At 61.3% G+C, this 11,525-nt stretch carries 14 protein-coding genes and 1 other RNA gene; 9 read left to right on the top strand and 6 right to left on the bottom strand.

Annotation, left to right across the window (positions count from 1 at the left end):
* Positions 1-68: 68 nt before the first annotated feature.
* Together ubiD and AACX99_RS10300 are read left to right on the top strand one after the other, a co-directional pair.
* Positions 69-1,535: a 4-hydroxy-3-polyprenylbenzoate decarboxylase gene (ubiD, locus tag AACX99_RS10295; RefSeq protein ID WP_339411576.1), complete on the top strand. Its 1,467-nt coding sequence runs from the start codon at positions 69-71 to the stop codon at positions 1,533-1,535.
* Positions 1,535-2,506, top strand: a complete 972-nt coding sequence (locus AACX99_RS10300; protein ID WP_339411577.1) for a CDP-6-deoxy-delta-3,4-glucoseen reductase — start codon at positions 1,535-1,537, stop codon at positions 2,504-2,506. The genes ubiD and AACX99_RS10300 overlap by 1 nt, the downstream gene beginning before the upstream one ends.
* A gap of 101 nt (positions 2,507-2,607) precedes the next feature.
* On the opposite strand, the gene AACX99_RS10305 is transcribed toward AACX99_RS10300, so the two are convergent.
* Positions 2,608-3,585, bottom strand: coding sequence for an NADPH:quinone oxidoreductase family protein (locus tag AACX99_RS10305; RefSeq protein WP_339411578.1), 978 nt, complete (start codon positions 3,583-3,585; stop codon positions 2,608-2,610).
* A gap of 158 nt (positions 3,586-3,743) precedes the next feature.
* On the opposite strand from AACX99_RS10305, the gene AACX99_RS10310 reads away from it, so the two are divergent.
* Positions 3,744-4,154 carry a flagellar basal body-associated protein FliL gene (locus AACX99_RS10310; RefSeq protein WP_339411579.1) on the top strand — a complete coding sequence of 137 codons (411 nt, stop codon included), beginning with the start codon at positions 3,744-3,746 and terminating at the stop codon, positions 4,152-4,154.
* A gap of 26 nt (positions 4,155-4,180) precedes the next feature.
* Here the strand turns inward: AACX99_RS10310 and AACX99_RS10315 are convergent, their stop codons facing one another.
* Positions 4,181-4,630 carry an EVE domain-containing protein gene (locus AACX99_RS10315; RefSeq protein ID WP_339411580.1) on the bottom strand — a complete coding sequence of 150 codons (450 nt, stop codon included), beginning with the start codon at positions 4,628-4,630 and terminating at the stop codon, positions 4,181-4,183.
* A gap of 163 nt (positions 4,631-4,793) precedes the next feature.
* Between AACX99_RS10315 and AACX99_RS10320 the strand changes: the two genes are divergently transcribed.
* Positions 4,794-4,928 (top strand): hypothetical protein, encoded by a 135-nt coding sequence (locus AACX99_RS10320; RefSeq protein ID WP_339411581.1) that lies wholly within the window; start codon positions 4,794-4,796, stop codon positions 4,926-4,928.
* 50 nt (positions 4,929-4,978) lie between these two features.
* Here AACX99_RS10320 and AACX99_RS10325 read toward each other — a convergent pair whose 3' ends face one another.
* From AACX99_RS10325 to AACX99_RS10340, 4 genes are all read right to left on the bottom strand, one after another.
* On the bottom strand, positions 4,979-5,575 hold the full coding sequence (locus AACX99_RS10325; RefSeq protein ID WP_339411583.1) for a 5-formyltetrahydrofolate cyclo-ligase: 597 nt from the start codon (positions 5,573-5,575) through the stop codon (positions 4,979-4,981).
* Between the two features lie 49 nt (positions 5,576-5,624).
* Positions 5,625-5,803: non-coding RNA, 6S RNA (ssrS, locus tag AACX99_RS10330), on the bottom strand.
* Positions 5,804-5,836: 33 nt separating this feature from the next.
* A complete protein-coding gene (locus AACX99_RS10335) occupies positions 5,837-6,151 on the bottom strand; it encodes a cell division protein ZapA (RefSeq protein ID WP_090254691.1) in 315 nt (104 codons plus the stop codon).
* On the bottom strand, positions 6,151-6,357 hold the full coding sequence (locus AACX99_RS10340) for a TIGR02449 family protein (protein WP_090254694.1): 207 nt from the start codon (positions 6,355-6,357) through the stop codon (positions 6,151-6,153). Before AACX99_RS10340 ends, AACX99_RS10335 begins: the two co-directional genes overlap by 1 nt.
* A 277-nt stretch (positions 6,358-6,634) precedes the next feature.
* Between AACX99_RS10340 and AACX99_RS10345 the strand changes: the two genes are divergently transcribed.
* The 5 genes from AACX99_RS10345 to AACX99_RS10365 are packed head-to-tail and all read left to right on the top strand — an operon-like array spanning position 6,635 to position 11,480.
* Positions 6,635-7,189, top strand: coding sequence for a YecA/YgfB family protein (locus AACX99_RS10345; RefSeq protein WP_339411585.1), 555 nt, complete (start codon positions 6,635-6,637; stop codon positions 7,187-7,189).
* A 44-nt stretch (positions 7,190-7,233) separates the two neighbouring features.
* Entirely contained in the window at positions 7,234-8,568 is a 1,335-nt protein-coding gene (gene pepP, locus AACX99_RS10350; protein ID WP_339411587.1) for a Xaa-Pro aminopeptidase, read from the top strand.
* A 3-nt stretch (positions 8,569-8,571) separates the two neighbouring features.
* On the top strand, positions 8,572-9,756 hold the full coding sequence (ubiH, locus tag AACX99_RS10355; RefSeq protein WP_339411588.1) for a 2-octaprenyl-6-methoxyphenyl hydroxylase: 1,185 nt from the start codon (positions 8,572-8,574) through the stop codon (positions 9,754-9,756).
* A gap of 9 nt (positions 9,757-9,765) precedes the next feature.
* Positions 9,766-10,248, top strand: coding sequence for a DUF4442 domain-containing protein (locus AACX99_RS10360; RefSeq protein ID WP_339411590.1), 483 nt, complete (start codon positions 9,766-9,768; stop codon positions 10,246-10,248).
* 14 nt (positions 10,249-10,262) lie between these two features.
* The gene (locus tag AACX99_RS10365) at positions 10,263-11,480 is read left to right on the top strand and encodes a 2-octaprenyl-3-methyl-6-methoxy-1,4-benzoquinol hydroxylase (protein ID WP_339411592.1); all 1,218 of its coding nucleotides are present in this window, start codon (positions 10,263-10,265) and stop codon (positions 11,478-11,480) included.
* The last annotated feature ends 45 nt before the right edge of the window (positions 11,481-11,525 follow it).

The raw sequence follows: 11,525 nt of genomic DNA on the forward strand, positions 1-11,525 counted from the left end.
CTTCTGAAAGACCCAGTTCGGCGCTAAACTTTGCGCCCCTATTGCTCGGCCCGAAACGAGGCATCTGCATGCAGTATCGTGACCTGCGCGACTTTATCCGCGGTCTGGAGACACGCGGCGAACTCAAGCGCATCCAAACGCCGGTTTCCCCTGTGCTGGAAATGACCGAAATCTGCGACCGCACCCTGCGTAAAGGCGGGCCGGCGTTGCTGTTCGAAAATCCCACGGGTTTTGATGTGCCGGTGCTCGGCAATCTATTCGGCACACCCAAGCGCGTGGCGCTGGGCATGGGTGCGGAAGAAGTCAGCGAGCTGCGCGAGATCGGCAAGCTGCTAGCTTTTCTCAAAGAGCCCGAGCCGCCGAAAGGCCTCAAGGACGCCTGGAGCAAGCTGCCGATCTACAAGAAGGTGCTGAGCATGGCGCCCAAGGTGCTGAAGGATGCACCGTGCCAGGAAGTGGTCGAAGAGGGCGATGACGTCGATCTCGGCAAGCTGCCGGTGCAAACCTGCTGGCCCGGCGATGTCGGCCCGCTGATTACCTGGGGCCTGACCATTACCAAAGGTCCGAATAAAGAACGACAGAACCTCGGCATTTATCGCCAGCAGGTGATCGGCCGGAACAAAGTGATCATGCGCTGGCTCAGTCACCGCGGCGGCGCTCTGGATTTCCGCGAGTGGTGCCAGAAGTACCCGGATCGCCCCTACCCGGTGTGCGTGGCGCTAGGCGCCGATCCGGCAACCATTCTCGGCGCGGTCACCCCGGTGCCCGATACCCTGTCCGAATATGCGTTTGCCGGTCTTTTGCGCGGTCATCGCACCGAGCTGATCAAGGCCCGAGGCAGCGATCTGCAGGTGCCGGCCAGTGCTGAAATCGTCCTCGAAGGGGTGATTCATCCCGGCGAGACCGCGCCGGAAGGGCCGTACGGCGATCACACCGGCTATTACAACGAGGTCGATACCTTCCCGGTGTTTACCGTCGAGCGCATTACCCGTCGGCAAAAGCCGATCTATCACAGCACCTACACCGGCCGTCCGCCGGATGAGCCGGCGATTCTTGGCGTGGCGCTCAATGAAGTATTTGTGCCGATCCTGCAGAAGCAGTTTCCCGAGATCATCGACTTCTATTTGCCGCCGGAAGGTTGCTCGTATCGCATGGCGGTGGTGACCATCAAGAAGCAGTACCCCGGCCACGCCAAGCGCGTGATGCTCGGTGTCTGGTCGTTTTTGCGACAGTTCATGTACACCAAGTTCGTTATCGTCACCGACGACGATATCAACGCGCGGGACTGGAACGACGTGATCTGGGCGATTACCACGCGCATGGACCCCAAGCGCGACACGGTGATGATCGATAACACACCGATCGACTACCTCGACTTCGCCTCGCCGATCTCTGGCCTTGGCTCGAAGATGGGCCTGGACGCCACCCATAAATGGCCTGGGGAAACCAATCGCGAGTGGGGGCGAGCTATTGTTCAGGATGACGCAATCAAACAGCGCGTCGATGCGCTGTGGTCTGAGCTGGGAATTGATTGATGAAAGTCACCCTGAACCCTTCGGGGGCCGTGCTTGAGGTGCAACCTCGCGAGCGCATCCTCGATGCCGCGCGGCGTCTGGGTTACGACTGCCCGCAGAGCTGCCGCAATGGCAATTGCCATATCTGCGCGGCGCTGCTGGTTGAAGGCCGCGTGCAGCAGGGTGGGGTCGAGTTGAGCCAGGGGGAGCTGTTCACCTGCCTGGCCGAGCCGCTGCAAGACTGTGTGCTGCATTGGGATGGCGTGCTCGCCCCCGGTGAGTTACCGGTGCGTGAGCTGGCCTGCCAGGTTGCTGCGTGTGATGAGCTGGGTGGCGATGTGTTTCGCCTGCGGCTGAATACGCCGGCCGGTAAGGCGCCGCGTTACCATGCCGGGCAATATTTGTTGCTGCAGCGCGACGGCGATGATTACGCAGCCTTCTCCCTGGCCTCGGCACCGCATCGCGGCCGTGAGCTGGAGTTGCATGTGCTGGCTCGCGATGAGGTCACAATTGCGTTGATCGCCCAGCTGCGCCGCAGCGGCCTGGTGCGGGTGAAGCTGCCGTTTGGCGATACCCATCTGGCCGAGTTGCCGGACGGGCCGCTGGTGCTGATCGCCGCCGGCACTGGCATGGCGCAGATGCACAGCCTGATCGAGCATTGCCGCGCTGCCGGCTTCGTCCATCCGGTGCATCTGTACTGGGGCGCGCGCCGCCCAGAAGACTTCTATCAACTCGAGCACTGGGCGCAGTGGCAGCAGGTGCCCAATCTGTTTCTGCATCAGGTGGTCAGCGACCCCTGCGGTTGGCAGGGCCGCTGCGGTCTGCTGCACGAAGCGGTGCGTGAAGATTTTCCCAATCTCAAGGCGCTGCACCTCTACGCCAGCGGCTCGCCAGCGATGGTCTACGCCACTCTGGATGCACTGGTGGAGGCCGGTATGGATGCCCACCAGATGCGTGCGGATGTATTTGCCTACGCACCGCGGGGTGAATGAAAGAAGCCGCTCTGGAGCGGCTTCGTAGGGTGGATCGCGTTTCATCGATCCACCAATCTGGGCGTGAGTGGTGGATGAGTAAAGCGTCATCCACCCTACATTTAACGCACCTGCACCACGACCTTGCCCACGGCCTTGCGCTGGCCGAGGGTATTGATCGCCTCCGCCGCTTGTTCCAGTGGGAAGGTCTGCGAAACCAGCGGCTTGAGTTTGCCCTCTGCGTGCCAGGCGAACAGTTGCTGGAAGTTGGCGGCGTTGTCCTGCGGCTGGCGCTGGGCGAAGGAGCCCCAGAAAACGCCGACCACGGCCGCGCCCTTGAGCAGGGTCAAGTTTACCGGTAGCTCGGGGATGCGCCCGCTGGCGAAGCCCACCACCAGCAGGCGGCCGTTCCAGGCGATGGAGCGGATGGCGGCATCGAACAGATCGCCCCCTACCGGGTCATAGATCACGTCCGCGCCCTGGCCGCCGGTCAGGCGTTTCACTTCGTCCTTCAGGTTGCTTTCGTTGTAGTTGATCAGCTCATCGGCGCCGGCGGCCTTGGCCACTTCGAGCTTTTCTGCGCTGCTTGCTGCAGCAATCACCTTGGCACCCATGGCTTTGCCGATTTCCACCGCCGCCAGGCCAACGCCTCCAGAGGCCCCGAGTACCAGCAGGGTCTCGCCTGGTTGCAGGTTGGCGCGCTGCTTGAGGGCGTGCATCGAGGTGCCGTAGGTCATGCCGAAGGCGGCAGCGCTGGCAAAGTCCATGCTCGCCGGGATCGGCATAACGTTATAGCCGGGCACGGCCACTTCTTCGGCAAAACTGCCCCAACCGGTCAGGGCCATGACCCGGTCGCCGACTTTAAGGTGGCTGACTTTCTCACCGACAGCCGAGACCACGCCGGCCGCTTCGCCACCCGGGGAGAAAGGGAAGGGCGGCTTGAACTGGTATTTGCCCTCGATGATCAGGGTGTCTGGGAAATTGACCCCGGCCGCATGAACCTGGAGCAGCACTTCGTTCTTCTTCGCTTCGGGGCTGGCGATTTCTTCCAGTACCAGGGTTTCGGCGGGGCCGAAGGCTTTGCATAGCACGGCTTTCATCGGGCTTTTCCTCTGCGGGTGATGGCCATGCAGTGTAGGTGCGGGCGATGTCCGGTCAACGAGCATGCCTGTGCCTGATAGCTATGCATAAGCTTGGGGCTTGGGCCGCCGCCTGACTGTGGCTATGCTAGGAAACAAATTATCGAGGAATACCGCCCGTGAAAGCCTGGATCGCATTGTTTTTGGCTCTGTCCCTGCCCTTGGCGGCGCACGCCTCGGAAGATAAAGAGGACAAGGAGGCCGCCGTGCCCGCCGTGGCCTATGTCTCGCTGTTCCCCGCACTGGTGGGAAATTTTGGTGAGGGGCCGAAGCTCAAGTTCTTCAAGGCCGATATTTCCCTGCGGGTAACGGGTGCGGATGTCGAAGCCAAGGTCAAACATCACGATCCGCTGATCCGCAATCAACTGGTCATGTTGTTCTCTCAGCAGACTGAAGAGGCCATGTCGGCCCCGGGCGCTCGTGAAACCCTACGTGCCGAAGCGCTTAAGCAGGTGCAGGAAGTGCTCACTCAGGAAGAAGGCAAGCCCCTGGTGGAAGACCTGCTGTTTAACAATCTGATCATTCAATAAGCCCACTTAGCGAGCGCTGCGCTATTTCAGCGCAGCGCCAGCACGGCTGACCACTCCTCGGCACTGACGGGCATTACCGAGAGGCGACTACCCTTCTGCGCCAGTGGCAACTCCAGCAGTGCACTCTGCGCTTTCAGCTGCGCCAGCGGTATAACCCGCTTGAACGCTTCGACAAATGCCACATCGACCGCGCTCCAGGGATTCTTGGCGGCGCTGGCCTTCGCATCGAAGTAGTGGCTGTCCGGCTCCAGCGCCGTGGGGTCGGGATAATGCGCCGAAGCGATGCGGCCGATCCCGGCAATGCCCGGCAGCGGGCAACTGGAGTGATAGAAGAAGAACAGATCTCCCGGCTGCATGCTGCGTACGAAGTTGCGCGCCTGGTAATTGCGTACTCCATCCCAGCGTGCGTGCTCCAGGCGCTGTAGGTCGTGGATCGAGAGTTCGTCGGGTTCTGACTTCATCAGCCAATAAGGCATGAACTTTGCTCCTGTGGTTCAGTCCGTTAGCGGGCAGGTGCTGATCACCTTGTTGTGCCCAGCTTTTTACAGCTGGTGCGTGTAGATGGCAGCCGCTGTCGGACCTATAAAAATAATCGCCGCGAATACAGCGTGCACTATGCCTTTAAGGGGGAGGCATTCGATGAAACGTAAACCCGATGTGTTGTTGATCTTGGTAATACTGTTCAGCCTGGGCGTGGTTACTACCGGTTATACCCAGAGTTTGTGGGATCGCCAGGTTGATACGCCGGTCACTCAGTCGCAAGCGGCGGGTTGAACCTGGTACGTACCGCAGGGAGCGCGGTACAGCAGTTTAAACGGTCTGACTTAATACCAAGCCTTATCCGTCACGGTGCCTTGCATGGGCACGTCCCAGCTGGCCATGGCCAGGCGATCCACCTGCTGACACTCATGCGCCAAGCCCAGTAATGTCGGTTTGTGCCAATTTTTGCGCACTGCGCGATACGCCAGGCTGCGATCATAAAAGCCACCGCCCATCCCCAGGCGACCGCCGTGGCGGTCGAAGCCGACCAGCGGCAGCAATACCAAATCCAGTGCCCAGACCTTGCGTTGCCGCTTGCGGTTGCGCTGTGGTTCGTAAATGCCGAAGCGATTCTTTCGCAGCGGCTCGCCAGCGCGAACGCGTTGAAACACCATTTTGCTGCTCGGCCAGGGGCTGAGTACTGGCAAATAGGTCATCTTGCCCCGCAGCTGCGCAGCACGTAACAGCGGGCGTGGGTCGATCTCGCCATCATTGGGCAGGTACAAGGCAATCTGCCGTGCGCGACGAAACAGTGGGTGCTGCGCCAGCTGTTTATACAGGCCTTGGGCGGCTTGTCGCTGGGCATGGCTGCTGAGTGCGCGACGCTGTACGCGCAGGTGGCGGCGCAGTTGCGCGCGATTTAGTGCAGAGGTATCGAGCATGGGCTATTGCGATGGCGATCACCGCAGAGGGGCGATCGGCTGGAAAAAGTGACTCCCCGACGTGCCGCTGTCGGCTTAGCCCTTGAACCCGAAAGTTCAAGGTGGAGGTTGCAGGAGGCGTTAAGGCTTTCCGTCGGGCGGACATGCACACCGGCCTCAACATGCAACCCCCGGGTTTGTGCGTATCGGCTCAGGGACATCACCAACTGGCGCACACTCCAGGGAGCGGGGGCCAGTATACCCGAAAGCGTCGGCACGCAATCAGCTGCCTTGCTCATCGGCGTCTCGAGCCAGAGCGCTGTCGACCCGGTTAAGCAGGCTACGCACCTGATCGCGGTTGGCGCCGGCCTGTTGATCAAGGTGTTGCTGTTTGTGTAATAGGTCGTGGGTAATGTTGAGTGCAGCCATTACCGCGACGCGGTCGGCACCGATTACTTTGCCGCTTGAGCGGATCTCCCGCATTTTGCCATCCAGGTAGCGCGCGGCGCTTTCCAGATTGCTGCGTTCATCGCTCGGACAGGCGATGCAATATTCTTTGTCCAGAATCTGGACGGTCAAGGTGTTCGACTGGGTCATTAATCCTGCTCCAGGGCTTTGAGGCGCGAAATCATGGATTCGACCTTATGCCGGGCCATTTCGTTCTTTTCGATTAGATGGGCACGTTCTTCGCGCCAGGCCTTTTCGCTCGTCAGAAGCTGTCGGTTTTGCGCCTTGAGCTGTTCGACACGCTGGATCAGCAAGTCCAGCTTGGTCGTAAGAGCCTGCAGGTCGACGTCTTCCATGGTTCTCTACTCGTACTAGGTGAGTGGGCTGGCAGGTGAAAAATAGCGTCTTTGCGGCGTCTTCGACAGTACTGGGCGGAGCGCGGCGCTGGTTTGTCAGTGTGGGGCAGATTGCCATGCCAGAGGTTGATGCATTTCACCCGTGGAATACGGCGCGGCAATTTAGTGGCGGTTTGGCGGGCTCCGCCGAGCCGCCTGCATAGTCTTGGCACGCCTGCCGGTGCTAGGATACAAGGCCTCCATTCTAGTGATCGCGCAGCTTTGCGCCTAGTTATCTATGCCAACTTCAAATTCGCCGTATTCCGCTTTTGCCGCCTTGCTTGCCAGCAGCGGCCACACTGTTTCCCCCGCCGAGTTGCATGGCCTGCTGCTTGGCCGTAGCTGCGCCGGCGCGGGCTTTGAAATCGACTCCTGGCTGGTGGATGCCGCCGAGCTGCTTGGCGCTGCGCCGGAAGACAACGTGCGTCAGGCGCTGATCGGCCTGCAGGAAATGGTCAAGGGCGAACTGACTAGCAACGACGTCACCGTGGTACTGCTGGTGCCCAGCGACGATGCGCCGCTTAGCGAGCGTGCCGTGGCTCTGGGACAATGGTGCCAGGGCTTCCTCGGCGGTTTCGGTCTGACTGCCCGTGACAGCGCCCTGAGCGCCGAAGCCATGGAAGTGTTGCAGGACCTCTCGGCGATTTCCCAGGTGCAGAACGCCTTGGATGAGTCCGAGGACGGTGAGAGTGATTACATGGAGGTGATGGAGTATCTGCGCGTGGCGCCGCTGCTGCTGTTTAGCGAGTGCGCCAAGCCTGTGGCAGCAGCGGTGAAGCCGTCGCTGCATTGATTCTGTAGCTGTTTTATGCACTTTGAAGTGGACCCAATCGGCCTATGATCAGCATCCCCAAGTCGGAATACGCCCGTCGGCGCAAGGCGCTGATGGCGCAGATGGAACCCAACAGCATCGCGATTCTGCCGGCGGCGCCGGTGTATATCCGTAATCGCGATGTCGAGCACATTTACCGTCAGGACAGTGACTTTCAGTACCTGTCCGGTTTTCCCGAGCCAGAGGCAGTAGTGGTGCTGATTCCGGGGCGCGAGCACGGCGAGTATGTGTTGTTCTGCCGTGAGCGTGATCCGCTGCGCGAGCTCTGGGACGGGCTGCGTGCCGGCCAGGACGGCGCGATCAGCCAGTACGGCGCCGACGACGCCTTCCCTATTGGCGATATTGACGACATTCTGCCGGGGCTGATCGAGGGCCGTGATCGGGTCTATTCCTCCATGGGCACCAACCATGAGTTCGACCGCCAGCTGATGGAGTGGATCAACGTGATCCGTTCCAAGGCGCGGCAGGGCGCGACGCCGCCCAACGAATTCGTCACCCTCGAACACCTGCTGCATGACCTGCGCCTGTACAAGTCAGCGGCTGAAGTCAAAGTCATGAAGGAAGCGGCGGATATCTCCTGCCGCGCCCACGTACGCGCCATGCAGGCCAGCCGCGCCGGGTTGTTCGAATACCACCTGGAAGCCGAGCTGGATTACGAGTTCCGCAAGGGCGGGGCGAAGATGCCGGCCTATGGCTCCATCGTGGCTGCCGGCAAGAACGCCTGCATTCTGCATTACCGCGAGAACGACGCGCCGCTGAAAGATGGCGACCTGGTGCTAATTGACGCCGGTTGTGAAATCGACTGCTACGCCAGCGACATCACCCGCACCTTCCCGGTCAGCGGTAAATTCTCCCCCGAGCAGAAGGCCATCTACGAGCTGGTACTGGCCTCGCAGGAAGCTGCGTTTAAGGAGATCGGCCCCGGCAAGCACTGGAATCAGGCCCACGAAGCCACGGTGCAAGTGATCACCGCCGGACTGGTTGAACTCGGTCTGCTCAGTGGCGATGTTGCCGAGCTGATCGCCACTGAAGCCTACAAGCCCTTCTATATGCACCGTGCCGGCCACTGGCTGGGCATGGATGTGCACGACGTCGGTGAGTATAAGGTCGGCGGTGAATGGCGCGAGCTGGAAGTCGGCATGGCCATGACCGTTGAGCCGGGCATCTATATCGCCGTGGACAATCAGGACGTGGCCAAGAAGTGGCGCGGCATTGGCGTGCGCATCGAAGACGATGTGGTGGTGACTAAGAGCGGCTGCGAGATTCTCACCAACGGCGTGCCGAAAACCGTTGCCGAGATCGAGGCGCTGATGGCCGCAGCACGCAGCGTGGCTGCCTAGAGCATGTCACGCGTCGACATTGCGATTATCGGTGGCGGCCTGGTCGGCGCCAGCCTGGCCGTGGCCTTGCAGGGCGAAGCCAAACAGCGTGGCTGGCGCATTTGCCTGATCGAGCCGTTCACGCCAGGTAACGGTTATCAGCCCAGCTATGACGCACGCTCGACTGCCTTGTCGTTTGGTTCGCAGCAGATCTACCAGCGGCTCGGCCTGTGGCAGCAGATCAGTCAGCGTGCCGAACCGATCAAGCAGATTCATGTTTCTGACCGTGGCCGTTTCGCCGCGGCCCGCTTGAGCGCCGAAGAAGAAGGCGTGCCGGCACTGGGCTATGTGGTGGAAAACGCCTGGCTTGGTGAATGCCTGTGGCAGGCGCTGGATCAGCAGGTGGTGAACTGGCGCAGCCCGGCCCAGGTCACCCGTATGCAGGCGTTGGCCGATGGTTACAGTCTGACCCTGGATGATGGCAGCGAGCTTGAATGCAACCTGGCGATTCTCGCCGAGGGCGGCCGCTCTGGGCTGCGTGAGCAACTGGGCATAGCGGTCAGCAACACGCCGTATGGACAGAGCGCACTGATCGCCAACCTCAGCCCTACGGATGCGCATAACGGCCTGGCCTTTGAGCGCTTTACCGAAGAGGGGCCGATGGCCCTGTTGCCGTTGGCGGATAATCGCTGTGCCCTGGTCTGGACCCGGGCCACTCTTGAAGCCGAGCGCTTGTCGACGCTGGACGATGCGGCCTTTCTCGCCGAGTTGCAGCAGGCCTTCGGTTATCGCCTGGGCAGCCTGCGTCAGGTCGGCACGCGTCACCTCTACCCGCTGGCCCTGAGTGCCGCTCAGGAGCAGGTGCGTCAGCATCTGGTGGTGCTCGGCAATGCCGCGCACAGCCTGCATCCGATTGCCGGTCAGGGCTATAACCTGTCGCTGCGTGACACCCTGGTGTTGGCGGAAACCCTGCTGGCCAGTAACGCGCCCTTGGGTGATCTGGCCACCCTGCAGCGCTACCTGAGCAATCAGCAGATGGACCAGCAACTCACCGTAGGTTTTTCCGACCAGGTCACTCGCTTGTTCAGCACCGGCCAGCCGCTGCTGGCCGCCGGGCGCAATCTCGGCCTGTTGGGCCTGGATCTGCTACCTCCGGCGAAACGCTGGTTCGCTCGCCAGGCCATGGGCCTGGGCACCCGTACGTTATGAGGTTGTTTGATGAGCGATCGTAAACTGGCGCGCCGTGCCCGCCTGCTGCGTCTGGGCCTGAATCTCTACCCGCCGTATCTCGGAGCGGGGATCAAGGTGCAGCGTATTTCCCCCGATTGCCGCGAGGCGCGGGTGCGCATGGCGCTGCGCTGGTACAACCGTAACTTCGTCGGCACTCAGTTTGGCGGCTCGTTGTACAGCATGGTCGATCCGTTTTACATGCTGTTGTTGATGCCCTTATTGGGCGACGACTACATCGTCTGGGACAAAGCTGCCAGCATCGACTTTGTCACGCCGGGCAAGGGGCCGGTGTATGCCGACTTCCGTATCGATGACGCCTTGCTGGCGGATATCCGTGCGAAGACCGCTGAAGGTGACAAATACCTGCCCGAGCTGTATGTGGAAGTACGCGATGGCAGCGGCACCCTGGTGGCGCGGGTACACAAAACTCTTTACGTGCGACTCAAACCGCGCGCTCGGCAGGCAGCCTGAACAAGGAATATGTGATGCAAGCGGATCTGATCATCGTGGGTGCTGGCATGGTCGGCAGCGCTCTGGCGTTGGCACTGCAAGATCAGGGTCTGGATATTATCCTGTTGGATGGCAGCCCACTGAGTGTCAAACCCTTTGACGCCGCTTCGGCTTTCGAACCGCGAGTGAGTGCGTTGTCAGCGGCCAGCCAGCGCATCCTCGACCGTCTCGGTGTGTGGGATGGCATCGTCGCGCGGCGCGCCTGCCCCTATGCCGAGATGCAGGTGTGGGATGGCTCCGGCACCGGACAGATCCATTTCAGCGCGGCCAGTGTGCATGCCGAATCGCTCGGCCATATCGTCGAGAACCGCGTTGTGCAGGATGCTCTGCTTGAGTGTCTGCACGACAGCCAGATTGGCTTGTTGCCGGGTGCCCGTCTGGAGCAGCTGCGCCGTTCCGGCGATGGCTGGTTGCTGAGCCTGAGTGATGGCCGCGAGCTGCGTGCGCCGCTGCTGATTGCCGCCGACGGTGCCAACTCGGCGGTGCGGCGCCTGGCTGGTTGCGCCACCCGTGAATGGGATTATCTGCACCATGCCATCGTCACCAGCGTGCGTTGCAGCAAGGCCCACCAGGCCACTGCCTGGCAGCGCTTTACCGATGACGGCCCGCTGGCTTTTCTGCCGTTGGCAGGCCCGGCGGGCGAGCACTGGTGTTCGATTGTCTGGTCGGTTACGCCAACTGAAGCCGAGCGATTGATGGCGCTGGATGATGCAGGTTTCCGTCGGGCGCTGGGTTTTGCCTTCGAGCATCGCCTGGGCGATATCCTCCAGGCCGATCCGCGGGTCTGCATTCCACTGCGTCAACGCCACGCCAAGCGTTATGTCGAAGACGGTCTGGCACTGATCGGCGATGCCGCGCACAGCATCCACCCGTTGGCCGGGCAGGGCGTCAATCTGGGCTTTCTCGATGTTGCGGTGCTGGCGGAGGTGCTGCTACACGCGGCGCAGCGTGGCGAACGTTTGGGTGATGTGAAGGTGCTGAGCCGTTACGAGCGTCGGCGCATGCCGCACAACCTGGCGATGATGGCGGCGATGGAAGGCTTCGAGCGGCTGTTCCAGGCCGATCCACTGCCCGTGCGCTGGCTGCGCAACAGTGGCCTGAACTGGGTAGACGATCTGCCGGAAGCCAAGGCGCTGTTTGTGCGCCAGGCGCTGGGCTTGTCGGGTGATTTGCCGGAGTTGGCGCGGGTTTAATTATCTAGCTGGGTGACGTGTGTTACGCCGATGGTGGGTTACGCC

This window comes from Pseudomonas sp. EA_35y_Pfl2_R5, assembly GCF_963970805.1.
GTDB lineage: Bacteria > Pseudomonadota > Gammaproteobacteria > Pseudomonadales > Pseudomonadaceae > Aquipseudomonas.